The sequence below is a fragment of the Terriglobus roseus DSM 18391 genome, assembly GCF_000265425.1.
Classification (GTDB): domain Bacteria; phylum Acidobacteriota; class Terriglobia; order Terriglobales; family Acidobacteriaceae; genus Terriglobus; species Terriglobus roseus.
In genome coordinates, this window is the sequence record NC_018014.1 from 4345780 (window position 1) to 4366422 (window position 20643).

At 61.0% G+C, this 20643-nt stretch carries 20 protein-coding genes; 9 read left to right on the forward strand and 11 right to left on the reverse strand.

Annotation, left to right across the window (positions count from 1 at the left end):
• Positions 1–17: 17 nt before the first annotated feature.
• Positions 18–770 (forward strand): hypothetical protein, encoded by a 753-nt coding sequence (locus tag TERRO_RS17895; RefSeq protein WP_014787116.1) that lies wholly within the window; start codon positions 18–20, stop codon positions 768–770.
• A gap of 118 nt (positions 771–888) precedes the next feature.
• Here TERRO_RS17895 and glgC read toward each other — a convergent pair whose 3' ends face one another.
• The 3 genes from glgC to TERRO_RS23450 all read right to left on the reverse strand — a co-directional run bounded on the left by glgC (position 889) and on the right by TERRO_RS23450 (position 2918).
• On the reverse strand, positions 889–2142 hold the full coding sequence (gene glgC, locus TERRO_RS17900; protein WP_041593491.1) for a glucose-1-phosphate adenylyltransferase: 1254 nt from the start codon (positions 2140–2142) through the stop codon (positions 889–891).
• Positions 2143–2320: 178 nt separating this feature from the next.
• A complete protein-coding gene (locus TERRO_RS17905; RefSeq protein ID WP_014787118.1) occupies positions 2321–2629 on the reverse strand; it encodes a hypothetical protein in 309 nt (102 codons plus the stop codon).
• 145 nt (positions 2630–2774) lie between these two features.
• Complete coding sequence (locus tag TERRO_RS23450; protein WP_014787119.1) at positions 2775–2918, reverse strand: hypothetical protein; 144 nt, start codon at positions 2916–2918, stop codon at positions 2775–2777.
• A 148-nt stretch (positions 2919–3066) separates the two neighbouring features.
• On the opposite strand from TERRO_RS23450, the gene TERRO_RS17910 reads away from it, so the two are divergent.
• The gene (locus TERRO_RS17910; RefSeq protein WP_157178431.1) at positions 3067–3546 is read left to right on the forward strand and encodes a hypothetical protein; all 480 of its coding nucleotides are present in this window, start codon (positions 3067–3069) and stop codon (positions 3544–3546) included.
• 11 nt (positions 3547–3557) lie between these two features.
• On the opposite strand, the gene TERRO_RS17915 is transcribed toward TERRO_RS17910, so the two are convergent.
• Positions 3558–4280 carry a hypothetical protein gene (locus TERRO_RS17915; RefSeq protein ID WP_157178432.1) on the reverse strand — a complete coding sequence of 241 codons (723 nt, stop codon included), beginning with the start codon at positions 4278–4280 and terminating at the stop codon, positions 3558–3560.
• Between the two features lie 104 nt (positions 4281–4384).
• Between TERRO_RS17915 and gcvT the strand changes: the two genes are divergently transcribed.
• The gene (gene gcvT / locus TERRO_RS17920) at positions 4385–5542 is read left to right on the forward strand and encodes a glycine cleavage system aminomethyltransferase GcvT (protein WP_014787122.1); all 1158 of its coding nucleotides are present in this window, start codon (positions 4385–4387) and stop codon (positions 5540–5542) included.
• An 84-nt stretch (positions 5543–5626) separates the two neighbouring features.
• Complete coding sequence (locus TERRO_RS17925; RefSeq protein WP_014787123.1) at positions 5627–7660, forward strand: tetratricopeptide repeat protein; 2034 nt, start codon at positions 5627–5629, stop codon at positions 7658–7660.
• Positions 7661–7675: 15 nt separating this feature from the next.
• Here TERRO_RS17925 and TERRO_RS22345 read toward each other — a convergent pair whose 3' ends face one another.
• The 4 genes from TERRO_RS22345 to TERRO_RS17945 all read right to left on the reverse strand — a co-directional run bounded on the left by TERRO_RS22345 (position 7676) and on the right by TERRO_RS17945 (position 11341).
• The gene (locus TERRO_RS22345) at positions 7676–9148 is read right to left on the reverse strand and encodes a GGDEF domain-containing protein (protein ID WP_157178433.1); all 1473 of its coding nucleotides are present in this window, start codon (positions 9146–9148) and stop codon (positions 7676–7678) included.
• A gap of 73 nt (positions 9149–9221) precedes the next feature.
• Positions 9222–9698: a MarR family winged helix-turn-helix transcriptional regulator gene (locus TERRO_RS17935; protein WP_014787125.1), complete on the reverse strand. Its 477-nt coding sequence runs from the start codon at positions 9696–9698 to the stop codon at positions 9222–9224.
• 21 nt (positions 9699–9719) lie between these two features.
• On the reverse strand, positions 9720–10373 hold the full coding sequence (locus TERRO_RS17940; protein WP_014787126.1) for an alpha/beta hydrolase: 654 nt from the start codon (positions 10371–10373) through the stop codon (positions 9720–9722).
• Positions 10370–11341 carry a ring-cleaving dioxygenase gene (locus TERRO_RS17945; RefSeq protein WP_014787127.1) on the reverse strand — a complete coding sequence of 324 codons (972 nt, stop codon included), beginning with the start codon at positions 11339–11341 and terminating at the stop codon, positions 10370–10372. The genes TERRO_RS17940 and TERRO_RS17945 overlap by 4 nt, the downstream gene beginning before the upstream one ends.
• A gap of 140 nt (positions 11342–11481) precedes the next feature.
• Between TERRO_RS17945 and TERRO_RS17950 the strand changes: the two genes are divergently transcribed.
• The 5 genes from TERRO_RS17950 to gcvPB all read left to right on the forward strand — a co-directional run bounded on the left by TERRO_RS17950 (position 11482) and on the right by gcvPB (position 17033).
• Positions 11482–13116 carry a cytochrome c3 family protein gene (locus TERRO_RS17950; protein WP_014787128.1) on the forward strand — a complete coding sequence of 545 codons (1635 nt, stop codon included), beginning with the start codon at positions 11482–11484 and terminating at the stop codon, positions 13114–13116.
• A gap of 68 nt (positions 13117–13184) precedes the next feature.
• Positions 13185–13574 (forward strand): glycine cleavage system protein GcvH, encoded by a 390-nt coding sequence (gene gcvH, locus TERRO_RS17955; RefSeq protein WP_041592703.1) that lies wholly within the window; start codon positions 13185–13187, stop codon positions 13572–13574.
• A gap of 158 nt (positions 13575–13732) precedes the next feature.
• Positions 13733–15097, forward strand: a complete 1365-nt coding sequence (gcvPA, locus tag TERRO_RS17960; RefSeq protein WP_014787130.1) for an aminomethyl-transferring glycine dehydrogenase subunit GcvPA — start codon at positions 13733–13735, stop codon at positions 15095–15097.
• Between the two features lie 10 nt (positions 15098–15107).
• Complete coding sequence (locus TERRO_RS17965; protein WP_014787131.1) at positions 15108–15452, forward strand: hypothetical protein; 345 nt, start codon at positions 15108–15110, stop codon at positions 15450–15452.
• Positions 15453–15485: 33 nt separating this feature from the next.
• Complete coding sequence (gcvPB, locus tag TERRO_RS17970; RefSeq protein ID WP_014787132.1) at positions 15486–17033, forward strand: aminomethyl-transferring glycine dehydrogenase subunit GcvPB; 1548 nt, start codon at positions 15486–15488, stop codon at positions 17031–17033.
• A gap of 320 nt (positions 17034–17353) precedes the next feature.
• Here gcvPB and TERRO_RS17975 read toward each other — a convergent pair whose 3' ends face one another.
• The 3 genes from TERRO_RS17975 to TERRO_RS23295 form a co-directional block, all read right to left on the reverse strand.
• Positions 17354–18850 carry an HD-GYP domain-containing protein gene (locus TERRO_RS17975; protein ID WP_014787133.1) on the reverse strand — a complete coding sequence of 499 codons (1497 nt, stop codon included), beginning with the start codon at positions 18848–18850 and terminating at the stop codon, positions 17354–17356.
• 272 nt (positions 18851–19122) lie between these two features.
• Positions 19123–19440, reverse strand: a complete 318-nt coding sequence (locus TERRO_RS22350; RefSeq protein ID WP_014787134.1) for a sigma factor — start codon at positions 19438–19440, stop codon at positions 19123–19125.
• Between the two features lie 208 nt (positions 19441–19648).
• Complete coding sequence (locus TERRO_RS23295; protein ID WP_157178434.1) at positions 19649–19912, reverse strand: hypothetical protein; 264 nt, start codon at positions 19910–19912, stop codon at positions 19649–19651.
• Positions 19913–20643: the final 731 nt, after the last annotated feature.

The window sequence follows — 20643 nt, forward strand, 5'->3', positions numbered from 1 at the left end:
GCATGCAGTGGAGGAACATGCTTATTTCCCGTCCCCGGCCGCGTTCCGCCGGGTCGCTTCAGCCGGTCGCTTCCGGGCCGCAACATCCGATTCAACCGGCGACGGGCACCGCGTTCCGCACCCTGGTTCTCACGGCCCTTTGCGGCCTCACCAGCTTCGCTGCGGCTGGCGTCGCGCGCGCGCAGGATACCTTCCGGCCGCCGCCACCCGTCACCTACACCGAAAAGTACGAAGTCTACGGTGGCATCAACTTCATGAACGGCCAGGCCGGGCAGAACCTGCCCAAGCGCTACAACATGGCCGGTGGTGAAGTCATGGGAACCTACTGGTTCACGCCAAAGCTTGGCGCCGCTGCCGACATCCGCTGGGACGGCGGCACCACGCCCGTTCTACCCGGCGCCCAGGCGACCTCACCCAAGATCCAGACACGTCCCTTCGTCTCACAGTTCATGTACATGGGCGGCGTGCACTACCACCTCACCGGCAACCAGCTCGTAGGCATGAACCTGCACGCGTTGGCCGGCGCAGCCTCCGGCAACTTCGACCACAGCAACCCGGGCCTGCCGACGTCCACCTTCGTCAACGCGTCCGGCCTGTACTCCAACCGGACCTCGGCCGTCGGCGTAGCAGGCGTCAGCTTCGACTTCAACCGCTCCTCGCGACTCGCCATCCGTATCTCACCGGAAATCGTCTTCGAACACTTCGGCACGGAACTGCGCGAATTCGTCTACGTCTCAGGCGGCGTCCTCTACCGCTTCGGCAACCGCTAAAGCGAGTTTCTAGTCGCTCGTTTCTGGTTTCTAGTTTCGCAAACAACAATGGCGCAGAGAGGAAACTCTCTGCGCCATTGCATTTACTAGAAACAAGAAACCAGCAACATGAAACTAACTACATCGTCTGCATAAACTCCGGGCTAACCGGGTTCTCATACGGCGATCCGTCACGAGTCACGACCGTCAGACCACTCGGCGTCACGTGATACTTCTTGCGATCCTCCGCCTGGTCATACCCAATGACCGTGCCGTCTGGAATATGGACATCGCGATCGATAATGCAGCGGCGAATCCGGCAATGCCGACCGATATTCACGTGTGTAAAGATCACCGACGAGTCGATATCCGAGAACGAGTTCACGCGCACATCCTGCGACAGCACGCTACCCCGTACCGCAGATCCCGAGATGACGCAGCCCGGTGACACCACCGAGTTGATCGCCATACCGGTACGCCCCATCTCGCCGAACACAAACTTCGCCGGCGGATACTGCGTCGGCCGTGTCCGCATCGGCCAACTCTTGTCATACAGATTGAAGATGGGCGATACCGAAGCGATATCCAGGTTCGCCTCGTAGTACGCATCCAGCGTACCCACGTCGCGCCAATACAGTGCTTCCTTGCGGTTCTCATCGACAAAGTTATAAGCAGCAACCTTGTACCGGCCCAGTAACTTCGGCAGAATGTTGTGGCCGAAATCATGCTTGGAGTCGTTGTCGTCCGCATCGGCCAACAACTCCGGCAGCAACACATCCGTATTGAAGATGTAGATACCCATCGAGGCATCCACCTTCTCCGGATTAAACGGCGAACGCACGTTCGTGGTCTTCGGCTTCTCCTGGAAACCGATCACCTCACCCTTGCTGCTCACCTCAACCACGCCAAACCCGGCAACCTCGCCCGGATCGACCGGCAGTGTTGCAATGGTGCACGCCGCACCCGTGGCGCAGTGATGCTCCATCATCTTGCCGTAGTTCATCTTGTAGATGTGATCGCCCGACAGGATAATGACGTACTTCGGCTCTTCCGAACCGATCGAGTAAATGTTCTGGTAAACCGCGTCCGCCGTGCCCTGGTACCAATTGCGGTTCACGCGCTGCATCGGCGGCAGGATCTCGATAAACTCACCGAGCTCATTCGCCACAACCGGTCCCCACCCCTCGCGGATGTGGCGGTTCAGTGACAGCGCTTTGTACTGCGTCATGATGTAGACCCGGCGCAGGTCGCTGTTAATGCAGTTCGAAAGGGTGATATCGATAATCCGGTACTGACCGCCAAACGGCACAGCCGGTTTGGCTCGATCTTTCGTCAGCGGGAACAAACGTTCGCCCGCTCCGCCGGCAAGCAGCACTCCAAGTGTGTCTTTCATCATCCGTCCCCAGGTGTCGCCGTTGAATCGATTGGTGCCACGCCGCAACATGCGGTGAAGCAAAGCTTGCCTCAAGCACTGCTTGCGGCAACGTCGATAGGATGCGGAAACAGCGGTTGGGGGAACCGCCGTTTATCCGGGTTTTATCGTGCCGCTTGGGCGAATACCGACCGCAGCGTTATGCTCCGCCCGGAGAATCTTCCTTGGCGTCCTCTGTTCCCGCCTCTTCTGGCAGCGAGATTCGCAGAGACTTCAGAAAGCTGACATCATTCCGCGTAAACGTTCCGTCCGCCGCTGCCTCTTCATCGGCCTCAGCCTCTTCGTCGGAGACCTCGTTCAGCCCGATCGTCGCTTCCAGCATCAGCAATACATCGAAACCCTCTTCGCGAATCTCACGCACCACACCGGAGATCTGCTCCGACTCCGATACGGACTCGTGGATGGCCTCGCCCAGCTGTTGAATTAACTCCTTGATGCGTCCGTTCATTGCCACCCCCTTCTCGCCTGCGAGGCGCCCTGCGTCACCATTGGACCGGCGCCGTCGCCGTTGCCGGCGTGGCATTTCCCTGCAGTGTTCTATACCTTACCCGCACCGCTCACGCATCGCAATCGGATCCGCAAGCCGTGTGAGCCTATGCGCGTGTGTGGTGATCCGCCCAGGCATTCTCCAACTGGTGCGCAAGTTCCTCTACCGGCTGCACGCGCTTCGTGCTCAACACAATCCAACCAGCCGCAGCAGCACACACACCACCAACGATCAACATCCAGCTCTTCATGAACGCTCCCTTGTCTCCGTCAACATGCACCACACGCCCGAACCCGCGCGCCGTGGCAATAGGAGGGTTGGATGCACCTCACGGCAGGATGCTGCCTGCAGGATTTATGTGTCGGCCATCGGTCCCTGCATGACCGTAGAATCGGTGCATGGATCGTGAACGGCTGGGACGAGTATTAGGCAGAGGGGCGCGATTAGCCGCTCGCACAGCGGTAGAAGCCGTGCAGGCTGCCACCGCCCCAGAACCAGCCGCAGCCGCCAAGCCACGCGCCTCCACGCCACAGCCGCGAACCACCACGCAACCCGACATCCTGCCGCCACAGCGCCGAACCGCGCCGCCCCCCACGAGCACCGTCACCCCCGCGCGAGCCATGCAGGCCGCCGCTGCCGCACGGGCAGGCATGGCCTCACCGCTCAAGACCGCCTCCAAAGCCTTGTGGCACGAACTCACCGGCAGCTTCTTCGCCCTGTTCGCAGCATCTTTCACCATCGCCATATGGCAGACACGCGCGAACGCCACCAGCGCAGTACCCGCCGACCGCTACCGCTTCCTCGCCTTCTGCGCGCTAGCCCTGCTCTTCGCCTACTTCAGCGTCAGCAACTTCCTGCGGGCCAAGCGGCGCAACTAGCAAGCGCCAAACTAGCGAATACGCTTCTTCTTTTTCGTAGAGTCCAGGTTCTGCCCGGCCGAAACCTCGTCCTTAGCCTTCGGCGCAGCACCATCGATGGTGAAGTCATACACAACCAGCGTCCCCGTGGTCGCCGACGTTCGCGGCACCGGTAGCAGCGCGTACTCCCCCGGCGTCAACGGCGACTTCGGCAGAATCCGCAACCACCCCTCCGGCAACGACTCAGCCGCAGTACACAGCACCGGCGGCACGCAGACCGTCGCACCATTCACCTCGGAGAACTTCGGCCGGGTCACCGTCCGTGTCCCGCCCTCCACCGTGATCGGCAGCAGAGCCCATCCCGTCGGAACGCCACGGCCAGAGTCGCCCGTATTCTCGGTGCGATCGCTCGTATGAACAAAGAACACCGGGGAAGCCGAGTGCAGCGGCGTCTTCGACGCTGTTCCCTCAATCGCCGTCCCGTTGATGGCCGCATGGTGCACCGGCACCAGCACCTGCTTGCCCTCCACGGTATCCAGCACCCACGGCACGTTGCCATTCGGAATCCGCAGGCCCGGCGCGACAATCAGTTCGCCCTTCTGGACGCTGTAGCTGTCGGCACGCGCGGGAGGCGCCGTAATCGCACCGTTCGGCGGTGCCGCTGCAGGGTCCGCCGTCTGTGCCGAAAGCGCAGGAGCGCAGCACAGCGGAACGCTAAACATCAGCGCAAGCGCCAAAGGAGCAGGGAGTCGCATGGGCTTCAGCATACGCCTGCCGAACCGTGTCGCGGTACCATCGAGAAAAGCCTTCGTCTGCAGCATGCCGAGGGATTAGACCGCACCGAAACCCCAGAGGATTCATGACTGACACTGCCGCCCACCCGCTTCGCCGTACCGCCCTGTTCAACACCCACAAGTCCCTGAAGGCAAAAATGGTCGACTTTGGCGGATGGGAGATGCCGGTCGAATACAGCGGCCTGGTCGCCGAGCACAACGCCGTCCGCACCGCCGTCGGCGTCTTTGACGTCTCGCACATGGGCTGCATCCAGCTTCGCGGACCCGGCTCTCTCGACGCCGTCCAGAAGCTCCTCATGAATGACGCCAGCAAGCTGCAGATCGGCCAGGCCCACTACAGCGCCATGCTCACGCCCGAAGGCACCTTCGTCGATGACGTCGTCCTGCACAAGCTCAGCGACAACGACTACCTCATCGTCATCAACGCAGGCACCCGCGAAAAGGACATCCAGTGGGTCCGCAAGACCATTGGCGGCATGCCCTCCGTCCACATCAACGACTTCAGTGACATGTACACGCAGATCGCCATCCAGGGCCCGCGCGCCGCGGAGACACTGCAGAAGCTCACCGATACCGACCTCTCCACCATCAAGAACTACTGGTTCACCTGGGGCAAGGTCGCCGGCTACTACAACGTACTCATCGCACGCACAGGCTACACCGGCGAAGACGGCTTTGAGATCTACGTCCCCAGCGACGAAGCCACCAGCGCCGACGTCTGGCAGAAGGTCTTCGCAGCAGGCGAAGAGTTCGGCATCGTCCCCGCAGGCCTCGGCGCACGCAACACCCTGCGACTCGAAGCCAGCATGGCCCTCTACGGCCACGAGATCTCCGACGAGATCAACGTCTTCGAAGCAGGCCTCAACCGCTACTGCAAGCTCGACAAGGAATCGGACTTCGTCGGTAAGGCAGCACTGCTCGCCCTCTCCGCAACCGAACCCGCACGCAAGCTCGTCGGCCTCGAAATGGTCGATCGCGGCATCGCACGCGACGGCTACCTCGTCCGCACTCTGGAAGGCGAACAGATCGGCGTCGTCACCAGCGGCTCCCCATCCCCCACGCTCAAAAAGAATGTCGCCATGGCCTTCGTTCCACCCGCGGAAGCGACGCTGGACAACGAAGTCGCTATCGAAATCCGCGGCAACCTCGTAAAGGCAAAAGTAGTCCCAACACCCTTCTACAAGCGGGTCCGGAACAAACCGGCAGCAGCCCCAACCGCGTAGTTCGACATCAAAAAAAAGAAGTGCGGGAGGTGGGGTCGCTGCTATAGTGGCCGCACCTCCCGCACTTTTGTCTCCAGGAGACAGATGCCCGAACGTATCGGCCAACGGCACTTCCTGCTCGCGACGATTGTCCTGCTCTGCGTCGCCGTCCTCCACACCCTGTGGGCCACCAGCCTCGACAGCTTCACCATTGATGAGCCGTATCACATCACCGCAGGCGCAACCTACCTGCGATGGGGCGACTACCGCATCAATCCCGAGCACCCTCCACTGGTCAAGCTGATCGTCGCTCTGGCAGAGCCAGAGTCAGTGCTGCACGTGGCCGCGTTCACCCCTCTGAACGATAAGTACCAGGAGCGTGTCTACACGCAGACCGCCGTCTACACCGCCAGCGACTATCACCGCGTGCAACGCCACGCGCGCTTCGCGATGGTCGCCCTTCACACCATCCTGCTGGGCCTGCTCACACTGCTGCTGCGTCGCGTCTTCTCGCCAGCCATCGCACTTGCAACACTGCTCTTCCTCGCGCTCGACCCTACCGTCAGCGCCCACATGCCCGTCGTGATGACCGATCTTCCGACCGCCCTGCTGGGCACCATCTGCTGCTGCCTTGCCGTACTTGCGCTGCGCTGCCGCCGATGGCTGGACTGGCTGCTGCTCGGCCTCGGCATCGGGTTGTTGCTGGGCACAAAGCACTCCGCCCCGCTCATCGTCCTGCCCCTGGTCATTGGCTGTGTGGCTGTCCTGCTGTGGCAGACATTCCAGCGTCACCGTCCCGACGGCACCCGGCAGTTCGCGCGTCTCGCCGTGGCCTCTCTCCTGGCGATGACGGTCCTATGGAGCCTCTACGGATTCCGCTTCCACGAAAGCAGGCAGCGTGACCCGAACGGCAGCCCCGTCGAAACCTTCAATCGTCCACTCGATGCGAAGATCCAGGACCTGCATTCGCCCGCTCTGCGCGGCGCGTTGATCGCGGCCAACCGACTGCATCTGGTGCCGCGCGCCTACCTGTGGGGTCTCGCCGACACACTGCGTGCCGGCGTCGAAGGCCGCCCCATGCTCGTGCGCGCCTTCGGACGCGACTACATCGACAAGGCGCCATGGTGGATTCCCTTCGCCGACCTCATCGTGAAGGTGCCGCTACCCTTTCTCGCGCTGGCACTCGCGGGCATCGTGCTCTACGCAACCCGCAGAATCCCCGGCGACATCGCGCGGCCGCTCTCCGTCTTCTTCGCCATGCTCATCTTCTTCATGACCTTCATTGCGAAGAACGGCATCTTCTACGCGGGCCTGCGTCACTGGCTCTTCGCAGTTCCCCTGCTCGCCATCTTTGCCGCATGCACCGTCATGCTCTGCCTGCAGCAACGAAGCCTCTGGCTGCGCGCCGTACCGCTCGCCGCGCTCGTACTCATCGCGGTGCCGACCCTGCCGCAACGGCGCATCTGGGAATATCACAACATCCTCGCGGGCGGCAGCGGCAACGCCTGGCGCTACTTCGACAACGAGAGCATCGACCTCGGCCAGCGCAGCGATGAGATCGCTGCCTTCTACAAAACCACCATGGCGCCCACCGATCCGCTCTACGGCTACTGGACCGTCCGTGAACAGATGAAAGCCCAGGGCATCCACGAGTGGGAGCCCACACCGGAGCAGGTCGCCGATGGCTACGTCACAGGATGGTTCGTCAACCGCGCGCCATGGCTTCCCGAGCAGAACTGGAAACACATCGAGATCTTCCGCAACGTGACACCAACAGCGCGCGTCGGCAACGTCTTCTTCTACAAAGGACGCTTCTACCTTCCCTTCGTAGCCGGCGGCGTGATCAATCGCCAGGCCTTTCGTCTCCTCCAGGAAAAAGACGGGGACCGCGCCAGGGCCGAAGCCTACTTCAAGCGCGGTGTACAACTGGATACCGAGGCCACCGGTGCCTTCATCGAACTCGGCAACTTCGCCCTGCTGCGAAAAGATAAAGACGGCGCACTAGCCCAGTACCGGGCAGCCGTGAATGCCGAAAAAGAAAGCGAAACCGTCCGCCAGGCAATCCGCGACCACATCAGAACAGTTGAAGCTCACTCCATCGGCGAAGTAGCCCCCATGCGCCGCCCCAATATGGAGTGATAGATCCCACCTTGCTCAGAGCATGGAATGGGTTGCAACGGAATCGGCAGCGATCGGGTACTTCCGCAGTCTCCGCGCGCTGCTGCGCTCCTGGTCCGGTAGGAAGAACGTCGCGTCTTCGCGCGAGACTTCGACGAGATTGCGGCCCTGAGACTTCGCCCGATAGAGCGCCTCATCCGCCAGCTGGAGCAGCGCCGGCAACGCAACCGTTCCGCTCGAGGCAGCAACTCCAATGCTGACCGTCGATGTCTGGCTCCCCTGCTGTACACTCGCCGTCTCCAGCTCCAACCGGACCCGCTGCGCAATCTCCTCCGCTTGCTGTGCGCTCGTCCCCGGCAGCAGCACCACAAATTCGTCGCCGCCAAGGCGCGCGCAGACGCAGTCTTCGAAGATCTCGGTCTCCTGCATCAGCGTGTCCGCGATCCGTGTCAGCAGATCGTCCCCCACGTGGTGCCCGAAGGTGTCGTTGATCAACTTAAATTGATCCGTATCCACCAATAGGAGCGCCTGCGGGATCTTCCGCACCAGCAGCCTGGCCGCCCTCTCTTCCAGCCAGCGCCGATTGCCAATGCCAGTCAGAGCATCGCGGCTCGCCAGCTCCTGCAGATGCCCCGCGCGACGCAACAATGCCTGCTGCTCTGCCAACATGCGCTGATAGAGAAGGTGCGTGCGCGCGATAAACAGAATCACGGCCAGCAACATGGCAGAGCCCGCCACGAACGGATGGTCTCGAAAGACGTACAGCGCCAGCGCAATCACACCCAGCAGAGTCATGGAGGGCAGCAGGTTCTGCACGAACACGGGAGGTGTCCGCAACGGCCGGTGCAGCGGTCGCACCAGCGGACGAAAGACCACCATCAGGACGAACGTGAGCTGCGGAACACCGAACAGCAAATCAAACGGAAGCTCGTGAGGAACGGAAAGCCACGTGTAATTCACCATGCTGTTGAAGAACAACAACACAACCCGCGCCAGCAGGTACATCCTCGCAACGTTCGTGAACGTTCGCTCGCCTGCCGTCGTCGCGGCAAGGTGTGAAGCCTGCGCAACAAACAAGAGAAAGACAGCAACCACAAAGCTCATCTGCAGGTAGTGGCCGGTAAAAGCGGAGGCACGTGGCGAGAAAACGGTCAGGAAGTGCAAGCCACACAGGATCGCGGTAAGACCCACATCCAGGCCACGCTTCATGGGCCGCACCTGCCGCCCCATAACCGCAAAAGCCACCAGGCAAAGCATCGTCGCAAGGGCTGTCGTTATACTCACGACCCTGGCGGTCGCCATCGCCGCCGGCCATCCAGTCCAGACACGCAGCGCAGGAAGCAGAACCCCGAGACTGCGCAGGGAGAACTGCGCGCCGAACAGCGCCCACTGTACGCGAGGCAGCGACGTCCTGCCCCCGGCGAGCCGCAGGCAGACCACGGCTGTCGCCGCATCCAATACCGCAACATAGGGGAACATCATCTGCCGCGGGTCGTGCGGAGCAAACACGGGAAGCAGCAGAGGAAAGCATGCAATCAGCGTCGCTCCGGCCAAACTCATCAGCCGTAAACGACGCGGCACTTCAGACATTGCCAGTTCGTGCCTTGGCAGCCAGCCCAATCGTCTTCAGTGCAGTCCGGACGCTCTCGCGATGATTGGTGCAGACATCGGCCATCACAGCCTCGAGATCCAGCTCATGCTGCGCAAAGATCTTGCGAATCACGCGGCGGCCTTCCTTGGTCAGGTCCACCGTCCGCACGCGACGGTCCGTAGCGTCGCTGCAACGCGACACATAGCCAAGCTTCTGCAGCCGGTCCACCGCAGCCGTCATGGAAGGATTCGCCAGCAGAACCTTCTCGCCAAGCTGCGACATGTTCATGGAGCCCTTGTGCAACAGGGCCTCCATGATCATGAAGTCGCTCAATCCAATCCCCATTGCGGAGACAGTGCTCTCGATGTACGCCTCCATCGAACGATAGGCCTTCATCAGCACCAGCCAAAGGCTCGCGGCAGAGGTGAAGGTTTGTTCGTTCGGGGCTGATTCAATCACGGTGCTCATAGGTTCTGCTTCCATCTTCCGCTACTTCGACGCATTCGGCGAGAACGCTTTTTCCAGAAGCCTGCGCGCATGTGTGACCTCGTCCTGGCTGACGGTATGTTGCCGTCCTGCATAGCGAATCGCAGTGACGTCCGCGCCCATCGCCTTCAACTGCGCCGCAGACTCCTCCACACGCGACCACGGCACATGCGGATCAGGATCGCCACTCAGCAGCAGCGCCGGCGTTCCATGCAGTTCGCCGGCATGCTGCAGATCGCTCCCCGGCGGCCCAATCAGCCCGCCCGTAAACGCAATCAATCCCGCATACCGGGCAGGATGCGATGCAACGAACTCCGTCGAAAGGCAGGCGCCCTGCGAGAAGCCACTGATCACAATCCGCTCCGTCGGAATGCCACCCGCCACCAGCCCATCCACCACGCGCTGGATCTTCTCCAACGCCGACGTCAGATAAGGCTCGTTCGACTCACGAGCCGCCAGGAACGACTGCGGATACCACGTACGCCCCGCCGCCTCCGGTGCAACAAAGGCAAGTCCCAACCCTCCGAAAGCATTGGCCAGCCCAAGAATGTCCTGCGCCGAACCACCCCGTCCATGCAACAGCACGACGGCGCCGGCAGCCTCCGCCACCGGCTCTCCTGCCGTAAGAACTGCGCTCAGATCATGCGGTCCGCTCATGCCGTCACCTTCGCCTTCGTTAGCGTCACCGGAATCAACCGCTGCTCAATCGAAGCTCGCTGCGGCTCGAACCAGGGCGGAATCCGTAGTGCCTCACCCAGCGTCTCAATCGGCTCATCGATCGCAAACCCCGGAGCATCCGTCGCCATCTCGAATAACACACCACCCGGCTCACGGAAGTAGATCGAGTGGAAGTACTCACGATCCTGCACCGTCGTCACCGACAACGTCTTTGCAATCTCCTCGCGCCATGCCAACTGCGTATCGTCCGTCGGCGTCCGAAACGCGATGTGATGCACCGATCCCGCGCCGCTCCGTCCATACCCCGCATCCGCCTTCACAACGATGTCGATCGCATTGCCAACACGGTTGCCAGCCGGCGAAGCAAATCGCAGCCGATTCCCTTCCTCCGCCGTCTTCGAGAAGCCCATCATCGCCAGCGTTGCTTCAGTCGCCACAGCATCGCGCTGCAGCATCGTCACACCAAAGAAGCCGCGGATACTGTGCTCCACCGGCACATCGCTATAACGCGGAGCATTCGTCGCCGCCACGGCATCGCCATGTCCCACAATCTCAAGCTTCATGCCATCGGGATCAGCAAAGGTCAGCACATCCTCACCGCCATCGTTGGCAGCAAAGCGAACGCCCGTGTGCTCCACCAGCACGCCCTGCGCGGTCAACCGCTCTTCCCAATAGGCAATCGAAGTCTTCGGCACCGAGAACGCCGTATGCGTCACCTCACCGGCACCCGCCAGCCCACGCCGAGCCCCAGGCCACGGAAAGAACGTCAGGATCGTCCCGGGCGAACCAGCATCATCGCCAAAGTAAAAGTGATACGTGCCCGGATCGTCAAAGTTAACGGTCTTCTTGACCAGCCGCAGCCCCAGAACCTGTGTATAGAAATCAAGGTTCGCCTGCGGATTGGAAGCAATCGCGGTCACATGGTGCAGTCCAGTAATGGGTGTCATGGTTCTTACCCTCCGCAGCTATTGATTCGATATCGAAGTAAAAGATTCATCCCCGCAGAACGACAGTTCTGTCACAACCGCAACTGTGTCGGCTATGCTTCACCAATCAGTCGCTTCACGTGGCATAGGAGAGGCATTGGATGCGCCTATCGCGAACACTCGGCATCGTCACCCTTGCCATCCTCGCCCTCTTGCTGATCGCCGCCGCCGGCATCCGGCTGCGCGGCTTCCGCGCCAGCTCCACACCCTCCACCGCCGAGGCCGCTCTCGCGCACGCCGTCCGTAACTTCGCCATTCCCGGCAACGCTCACCGCGCAACAAACCCCTACAAGCGCGACGCAATAACAATAGAACGCGGGCGCGACAGCTATTTGAAAACCTGTGCAGGCTGCCACGGCGTTGACGCACGCGGCAGAACAGCCCTCGGCCAATCCATTTATCCGCGCGTCCCGGACCTCCGCTCTGCCCGCACCCAATCACTCACCGACGGCGACCTGCACTACATCATCGAGAACGGCGTCCAGCTAAGCGGCATGCCCGCCCTGCCCATGCCCCACGCAGAAAACGCCAGTTGGGAGATCGTCAGCTACCTCCGCACCGCCGGCGAACACCCCTCCGCCGATGCCGCCGCCTCCTCCACCGCCCACTACGTCGGCTCCGCCAACTGCCAGCAATGCCATGCAGAGATCTACGGACGCTGGAAGCAGACCACCATGGCCAACGTCGTGCGTGATCCAAAGGCCCATCCCGACGCCATCCTCCCGGACCTCACCACCAACAAAGTCGCGCCCTTTACCCGTGATCAGATCGCCTTCGTCTACGGCAGCCGCTGGAAGCAGCGCTACTTCACGCACATCGGCGACGACTACTACCCGCTCTCCGCGCAGTGGGATATCGGCAACAAGAAGTGGCTCCCGTACCACGTACCGGACAAGGGCGCTGACTGGTGGACCGCCTTCTACCCCACCGAAAACGCGCAGCGCCCCACCAGCGCCACCTGTGACGGCTGCCACTCTGTCGACTTCAATCTGCAAACGAAGAAGGTCGCCGAGTGGAACGTAGGCTGCGAGCGCTGCCACGGCCCCGGCAGCGACCACGCCGCACATCCCACACGCGCCAACATCCAGAACCCAGGCGCCATGGACGACGTCGCCGCCAACGACACCTGCATCTCCTGCCACTCGCAGGGACGCCCCCGCGCCGGCCTCATCAATGGCAAAGCCGTCGACTGGCCCGCAGGCTACCGCCCCGGCCTCAAGCTCGCCGACTTCTGGAAGCTCGAAGACACCGCCCTTGGCCAGACCGATTTCCTGCACTTCCCCGACGGCACCGCCCACAAGAACCGCATGCAGGGCAACGACTTCGTCCAGAGCACCATGTACCGCCACGGCGTCACCTGCAGCAGTTGCCACGATCCCCACGGCAGCGCCAACACCGCACAGCTTCGCAAACCCGCCGACAAGATCTGCCTCGACTGCCACAACACCGGCTCCGCCAACGGTCCGCACACCGCCACACTCGAGCAGCACACGCACCACAAGGCAGGCAGCCCCGGCAGCCAGTGCGTCGCCTGCCACATGCCAAAGATCGAAAGCGAGGGAGTCCCCGGCGCCTTCGTCAGCGCCCACACCTTCCGCTTCATCTCCCCCGGCATGACCGACCAGTACAAGATGCCGAATCCCTGCACCACCTGCCACAAGGACAAGAACACCGCATGGGCAGGCGACACACTGCGCCAGTGGACCTCCACATCCCCGTGGCGTGTGGCCGATTAGCACGCACTCTGCGGGTGTTTTTCTCTCCAGTCTGTCCGAGGGCTTGGGACGGCTTTAGAATCGAAATCATGAGCTACCCGGCGACCTATCGCTACACCAAGGAACATGAGTGGATTGAAGCCAACGGTACGGAAGCGACCGTCGGCATCACTGATTACGCACAGCACCTGCTGGGCGACATTGTCTTCGTTGACCTGCCCAAGATCGGCACCGAGCTGAGCCAGAAGGCCTCCTTCGGTTCCGTCGAGAGCGTCAAGGCCGTCAGCGACGTCTATGCCCCCGCAAGCGGCAGCGTAACCGCCATCAACGAGGCACTGACCTCCGCTCCCGAGACCATCAACGCTGAGGCCAACACCACCTGGCTCATCAAGCTGACGCTCTCCAACCCGTCGGAGCTCGATAGCCTGCTCGACGCTGCGGCCTACGAGGCGTACGTCGCAGAAGAGACCGGTAAGTAACTCCGGTTTTCTGCCCTGCTATCAATCGCCGGGCTGTTTTCCCGCTCCAGCGATACATCCCGGATCCGCGTGGGCCTTCCGCATCGGCCAGGCCCGCGCCGCATCCCATAGGCTGAGCAAGCTACACCACACCCATCCGCACCCGAGGGTCAAGTCCCATGCGTTACCTTCCAAAGTCTCCCGCTGACCGCGCAGCCATGCTGCAGGATATTGGCGCCGCGTCGATTGATGATCTCTTCGATTCCGTCCCCGCGGAGTACCGCCTCACCCGCGATCTTGATATCCCCCGCCAGCACAGCGAGCACGAAGTCATGGAGGCCTTCAAGGTCTTCGCATCGCAGAACGCTACCGGCTACGCATCGTTCCTGGGCGCAGGCGCATACCGCCACTACCGCCCGGTCCTGATCGATTCCCTCTCACAGCGCGGCGAGTTCCTGACCAGCTACACGCCCTACCAGCCAGAGATTGCACAGGGCACGCTGCAGGCGCTCTTCGAGTTCCAGACCATGATCTGTGAACTCACCGGCATGGACATCGCCAACGCCAGCATGTACGACGGCAGCACAGGCGCGGCAGAAGCCGTCATGATGGCCGTGCGCGTCACCGGCCGCAACGGCGCCGTCATCGCTCGCACCGTGCATCCGGAATACCGCGAGGTGCTCAGCACCTACGCCCAGCATCAGGGCATCCCGCAGACCGAAGTCGGCTACACCAGCAACGGCCGCGTGGACTACGCAGCACTCGATGCCGCCATCACCGCGGACACCGCATGCGTTCTCATCCAGTCGCCCAACTTCTTCGGCACCATTGAAGACGTCGCAAAGATCGCCGAGATCGCACACGCGAAGGGCGCCCTGCTGATCGTCTCCATCGCAGAAGCCGTCTCACTCGGCGTCGTAAAGCCGCCCGTCGAAGCCGACATCGTCTCGCTCGAAGCACAGAGCTTCGGCGTCGCCGTTGGCTTTGGTGGACCGTACTGCGGCGTCATCGCGGCGAAGGAAAAGTTCCTCCGCCAGATGCCCGGCCGCCTCTGCGGTCAGACCGTCGACACCGACGGTCAGCGTGGCTTCGTGCTCACGCTCTCAACACGCGAGCAGCACATCCGCCGCGAGAAGGCGACCAGCAACATCTGCACCAACCAGTCGCTCGTCGCCCTCATGGTGACCATCTTCCTCACCGTCTACGGCAAAGGCCTGCGCGAACTCGCCGAGCAGAACATGGCGAAGGCACACTTCACCGCGGAGTCACTCAAGAAGTCCGCCGGCGCGAAGCTGCTCTTCGAAGGTGCACCGCGCTTCAATGAGTTCGTTGTGACCACGCCGCTCACCGCAGCCGAAACCAACAACGAACTGCTCGAGCAGAAGATCATCGGCGGCCTGCCGCTCGCACACTGGTATCCGGAGCTCGGTGAGCACGCCGCCCTCTGGTGCGCAACGGAACTCACCACGCGCGCACAGATCGATGCGGCCGCTGGCGCACTCGCCAACACTGCAGTCGACAACGGCGTCCTGACACCCGCGTAAACGAGGATCCATGGACCTGACCAGCCTCACCGACGAAGAACTGACCTCCGTAGAGTTTGTGGAGCAGCACCTCGCCCTGCACTTTGGCGAGGCGCTGCTCACCCTCTACGTGTGGCCCGATATCGCAGACGCGGACGGCATCTCGGTGGGCTTCGGCCAGCCGGGCTACCGTGACGCACTCTGCTCCGTCATCGGCGAGACCGTCACTGAAGCGGCCTTTCACGAGGACACCGCTCTGACCGTCGAGTTTGAGAACGGAACCGTGCTCGCGCTCAGTCTGCGCGAAGAAGACATGGACATTCCCGAGGCAGGCAGCTTTGTCTCGGCAGATGGCAGCGAATCCTGCCAGTTTTAGGTTCGGCCCAGCTCCAGGGGCACTGAGGATCACATGAGCGAGACACCATTCGTTGGAACACCACGCAAGGCGACAACGCACACCAGCCAGAACGAAGGACTGATCTTCGAGAAGAGCTCGCCCGGTAAAAAGGCGTACCGCATGGACGAGCTGGACGTGCCGGCCATCGACGCCGCAGCACTGCTCGGCGATGCCGTTCGCACAGACGGCCTCGGCGCCATGCCGGAACTCTCTGAGATCGAGATCGTTCGCCACTTCACGCGCCTCTCCACCTGGAACTACGCCATCGACCTCGGCATGTTCCCACTCGGCTCATGCACCATGAAGTACAACGGCCGCGTCAATGAAGCCGTCTCGCGCTTCGAGGGCATCGCGGAAGCCCATCCCTACCAGCCGGAGTCGCTCTCGCAGGGCGCCCTCGGCATCATGAAGCAGCTGCAGGATTGCCTCATCGAGATCACCGGCATGGACGCCATCACGCTGCAGCCCGCAGCCGGCGCGCACGGTGAATTCACCGGCATGCTCATGGTCCGCGCCTATCACGAGAGCAAAGGCAACGCCCGTAAGAAGGTGCTGATCCCCGACTCCGCGCACGGCACCAACCCCGCCACGGCAGCCGTCGTCGGCTACCAGGTGCAGAACATCAAGTCGAACGCGGAAGGCGCCGTCGATCTCGATGAGCTACGCCGCCTCGTCGACGACGATACCGCCGCGCTGATGCTCACGAACCCCTCCACTATCGGCGTCTTCGAGTCGCAGATCCACGAGATCGCAGACATCCTGCACGAAAAAGGCGCGCTCCTGTACATGGACGGCGCCAACATGAACGCGCTCGTCGGCAAGACACGTCCCGGCGACTTCAACGTCGACGTCATGCACCTCAACCTGCACAAGACCTTCTCCACACCGCACGGCGGTGGTGGCCCAGGCAGCGGTCCCGTAGCCTGCAAAGCAATCCTCGAGCCCTTCCTTCCGAAGCCCGTGGTCGTCACGCGCCCCGATGGCTCACTCGGTTTCGACTACAACCGTCCGCAATCGGTCGGCCGCGTCCGCATGTTCTACGGCAACTTCGGCATGTTCGTCCGCGCCCTCGCCTACACGCTCGCAAACGGCCCGGATGGTCTCCGCCTCACCACGGAAGACGCCGTACTGAACGCCAACTACATCCGCGCCAAGCTCGAAGGCGTATTCGACCTGCCCTACAAGACCCGCTCCATGCACGAGGTCGTCTTCAGCGATAAGCTGCAGGCAAAGAACGGCGTCAAAACCGGCGACATGGGCAAGCGCCTCATCGACTACGGCTTCCACGCCTACACCGTCAGCTTCCCCATGATCGTCAGCGGCGCCATGATGATCGAGCCCACCGAGAGCGAGTCCCGCGAGGAACTCGACCTCCTTATCGACGCGCTGCAGCAGATCGCGCGCGAAGCAGCCGAGAACCCCGAACTAGTCAAGACGGCCCCGCACACCACCCGCATCCGCCGCCTCGACGAAACCGGAGCAGCCCGCAAGCCCATCCTCCGCTGGCAGGGCCCACCCCAGGCCGCAGTCGAACCAGACACCGCCGCCAAGGAGTGGTAAAGCCTCAAACACCAATCATCGAGGCTGTAAGAATGCAGGAATCCGAAAGGATTTCCAAAGAGTAAAAAGAGTGGAAAGCCGGCAACACGGCTTTCCACTCTTTCTCATTTGCCACCTGCGTTGGCCAGCCACCCGGGATAAGTCAACGACGCCACCTACCTCAATAGCCGCACCCGCAACGACCGCCTACTGTTATCAGTTGTCAATGAGAGCATCGGCGATTTGGCACCAATCTAAAGCTGCACCCATTCACGCTCTTGGGCTGCCTGAAAATGTTCAGGTGTGATGTAGTCACACAGATCATAGCGTTCCGCATACATCTAGCGCGGATTTGCCTCGAAGCGAAAGGGTGGTGGCTCCACCATCACGAGCTCCGGTATAGTGTCCGCGGACCTGCCTGGAATGTCGTCCAGCGGCAAGACAGCAAGTTGGTCCAGCACTGAGACGATGGCATCGAAACACGCGGGGTCGAGTCTGTGAGGAACATCCTGCTCAAGTTGTTGCAGGATCTCTGCAGGGGAGAGGTCCTGCCTATGTGGCCGACTTTCCATAAGAGCACTAAAGACGTCAGCCGCGGTCAAGATGCGCGACTCAATCGATAGTTGTTGGCCATGAAGGTGAAAAGGATAACCGCTGCCGTCGAGCTTCTCGTGATGCTGTCCGGCCAGGATCGCAATCTCGCTGAACGCGCTCACCCGAGAGAGGATCTCCTGGCTGAGGACCGGATGGCGGTGAATCACCACCCACTCTTCGCGTGTTAGCGGCGCTGGCTTATCGAGAATCGTGTTGGGGACGCTCAGCATCCCGATATCGTGCAGCATAGCTGCGCGGCGGACAACGTCAACGCGACTCGGCGCTAGCCCCATAGCGTTGCTGATGAGTACCGCCGCCTCAGTTGTGCCCACCGAGTGGCGGTGTGTGAACGGGCTCTTGGCATCAATTACGTCGGCGAAGCCACTACAGATCAGGTCGATGTGGCGGGAGGCGAGCGCAGTGGAACTGCCCGGGTCAAGCGCGAGAACAGCGGTCTGCAGCAACCTAGGATCACTACCGGGCACGCAGTTTTCCCAGAGCGCTTCCTGCTGATGTAGACTCTCCGCCGCGCGAACGAGATCCGGGTCAAACCAAACGCCCGAGCGATCCGCAAGGGTGGCCATTGCTTTAGCTGAACCGAACTCACTGCAAAACGAATCAAGGTGCTGGGCGACAGCGCAGACACGGCCCAGCAGAGGGATTTCCTGAGCGACGAGATGATCAGGTAGGCCATGACCGTTCCATTGTTCGTCGAGCGAGTAAACGCCGGCACAGGTTTCGATTCCCATCCCCAGCTTGTCTAGGATGAGGGCACCACTTTCGCACCGCTCCTCAACCATCTCCGCGGTCAAGTTACCGGGCGCACGGACCATGCGATAGATCTGGCGGATGCGACTCCATACGTTCGCAGTAGGTGCAACATTGCTCCAGACAAAGGTGAGCGCTTCGCGGTTAGGTTTACCGAGCTTCTCTTTGTCGACAAACTTGAAGCGCTGCTTGACCACCTGATCGGCTGCGGTGAACGCGCCCGCCATACGCGCGGAGTTGCTGCTGCACCCAATGTCTTTGAGCAGAAGCGCGTAGTATAAGTCGGCGAGCGCCTGACTGGACAATCCAATCTGCTTACCCAGACGCATCCCGATAAGGCAGGCACGAAGCGAGTGTCCGGGACGAGCCCCCTCCGTCATATCCAGCGCGAAGGAAAGAGCAGACAGAATCTCTCCCAGGGTTACGGGCTGGCCATCGGCGGAGTACAGCACCGCATTGGAAGAAGAATTGGACATTATGTGGGGTCGTTTCGTCCAGAGAAACGCATCTGATTGTCTCTTCTTCGGAGGCGAAGTGCAACTCGTTCGAGAATGGTGACCGCGCGAGTACGACACACTCACGATATCAAGAACACCTCAGATCAGACCGCTACTACTTCGATGATGCCCACTGAACGTATGCGAATGACGCAGGGTTCCCAGCCGCCAAACTGATGGCATAGCACCCTTCTGAAACTAAGCTCTAAGCAGGACTTAGAGGGCAGGAACAACGAGAGGGCGACTGTGGTTTAACCCTCAGAGCGATAGCTTGTGCTGATCTTGGTTTCAGATCGCCGCTTCGCATCGCGAGCCAATCTATAGGTGCAAGCCAACAACGCAGCCAATAAGTCTCTAGCCCTACCCACGAACGAAGAAGGTTCTCTCCAAACCTGCATAAACACTTCATGCAGCACGTCTTCTGCCTTCCGCGCTTCACGCAGTATATGTAATGCCAGTGAGTAGACCGGATGACAATGACGGTCATAGATCTCAGCCACGGCATCGACATCGCCGTTCTCTACAAGGAGAAGTAGGAGTTTATCCGTTTTACCGACTTCGTTCGTCACCTGAATCTCCTCGGACTTCGCTCATCACTGTCACAGGCGCGGATCCACCGGCCAAGCTCCTCCTCGTACATCTGACTCTGCGCCGAACTGGATCAGTTGGTCAAACGGGTGTCGCAACACGCAGTTAGCCTTCTGAAGCGACCTTTCAAGACTCGCAAGGTGAAGGATATTGAGTGTCTGCGACGAAGCGCGTCACAATTTCTTTGCTCTACGATACTCTCGTGTGAGCGACGCCGGCCACGAAGACGACACCCAATCGCACAGGCTGCTGCAAATGCTCAGCTCGGTATTTCGCATCTTTGCTGGAAGCGGTTCGATCGTCTGCTGGGGTAGTGGGCGTCGTCTTACGCTCATCACATGCATTCAACGTCAGCACGGCGGCCTTGCCGTTTCTGAGCAGCTGATCACCGGTGGAATGGAATGCATCATGGGGAACCCAGGGACGATCCACCAGATCCAAAATGATCGACACAGCCGGTGGCGATGAGATCGTTGACCACCCTGGCCGCCCCGATTTACCCACATCCCGCTTCGACATTCTCAAACGGCGGGAACAGGTCAATACACCTCTCCAGATCGATCTTCGCTCAAAACGCGCGTTGGCGATGATGCACTCGTTGAGATCCGGCGCTTGGCAAGCACGATGACGGAAAATGACGAGTAGCTGCCGAGATTGGATCTTACCGGTTAGAGCTTCGCCGTATTCGTGCCTGGCACAGACGCCTGCGCGAATGATTTGGCTACGCAGCGGCTAAACTCATCTCGGGTGAAGGAACCTGTTATCACGCGGGAGAAATCGCGAGTCCCTCCCTGAACTGCGGGGTTCTTCTTAAACCATGCCAATCTTGATCGAATACGACGATCTGGAAGAGTTGCTGAAAACAAGCTGGACGGCTCAGCAAAGGGTCGTGACTGTAGGCGGACAGGCGAGTACGGAAGGGTGGGAACTGGGCTTTCACTCCCATACGCAGGTACAGCTCCTGCTGGTGCTAGCGGTAACTACAGTCATCTTGTACTGCTAACTGCGGGCACAGCCGGGTCTCGATTAAGGAGAGCAGGCCAACACTCGTCAACCATTATTTGAGATGACTGCTAATATCCGCCGTGATAAAGGATCTTATCTTTTAATTACCCTAATTTCGCTAAGGGCAGGGTGTAATAAGGTTTACGGGATTGCCACAAGGCCCAACGAAAGTTGCCGCT

Bases quoted from the DNA above. Each gene is read 5' to 3' on its own strand.
- TERRO_RS17935 (WP_014787125.1), bottom strand. From the start codon at position 9,698: ATGAGCACCGTGATTGAATCAGCCCCGAACGAACAAACCTTCACCTCT.
- TERRO_RS17925 (WP_014787123.1), top strand. From the start codon at position 5,627: ATGCCCGAACGTATCGGCCAACGGCACTTCCTGCTCGCGACGATTGTC.
- TERRO_RS17915 (WP_157178432.1), bottom strand. From the start codon at position 4,280: ATGCGACTCCCTGCTCCTTTGGCGCTTGCGCTGATGTTTAGCGTTCCG.
- gcvPA (WP_014787130.1), top strand. From the start codon at position 13,733: ATGCGTTACCTTCCAAAGTCTCCCGCTGACCGCGCAGCCATGCTGCAG.
- TERRO_RS17895 (WP_014787116.1), top strand. From the start codon at position 18: ATGCTTATTTCCCGTCCCCGGCCGCGTTCCGCCGGGTCGCTTCAGCCG.
- TERRO_RS17965 (WP_014787131.1), top strand. From the start codon at position 15,108: ATGGACCTGACCAGCCTCACCGACGAAGAACTGACCTCCGTAGAGTTT.
- glgC (WP_041593491.1), bottom strand. From the start codon at position 2,142: ATGAAAGACACACTTGGAGTGCTGCTTGCCGGCGGAGCGGGCGAACGT.
- TERRO_RS23450 (WP_014787119.1), bottom strand. From the start codon at position 2,918: ATGAAGAGCTGGATGTTGATCGTTGGTGGTGTGTGTGCTGCTGCGGCT.
- TERRO_RS17950 (WP_014787128.1), top strand. From the start codon at position 11,482: ATGCGCCTATCGCGAACACTCGGCATCGTCACCCTTGCCATCCTCGCC.
- gcvPB (WP_014787132.1), top strand. From the start codon at position 15,486: ATGAGCGAGACACCATTCGTTGGAACACCACGCAAGGCGACAACGCAC.
- TERRO_RS17945 (WP_014787127.1), bottom strand. From the start codon at position 11,341: ATGACACCCATTACTGGACTGCACCATGTGACCGCGATTGCTTCCAAT.
- TERRO_RS17940 (WP_014787126.1), bottom strand. From the start codon at position 10,373: ATGAGCGGACCGCATGATCTGAGCGCAGTTCTTACGGCAGGAGAGCCG.
- gcvH (WP_041592703.1), top strand. From the start codon at position 13,185: ATGAGCTACCCGGCGACCTATCGCTACACCAAGGAACATGAGTGGATT.
- TERRO_RS17975 (WP_014787133.1), bottom strand. From the start codon at position 18,850: ATGTCCAATTCTTCTTCCAATGCGGTGCTGTACTCCGCCGATGGCCAG.
- TERRO_RS17905 (WP_014787118.1), bottom strand. From the start codon at position 2,629: ATGAACGGACGCATCAAGGAGTTAATTCAACAGCTGGGCGAGGCCATC.
- TERRO_RS17910 (WP_157178431.1), top strand. From the start codon at position 3,067: ATGGATCGTGAACGGCTGGGACGAGTATTAGGCAGAGGGGCGCGATTA.
- gcvT (WP_014787122.1), top strand. From the start codon at position 4,385: ATGACTGACACTGCCGCCCACCCGCTTCGCCGTACCGCCCTGTTCAAC.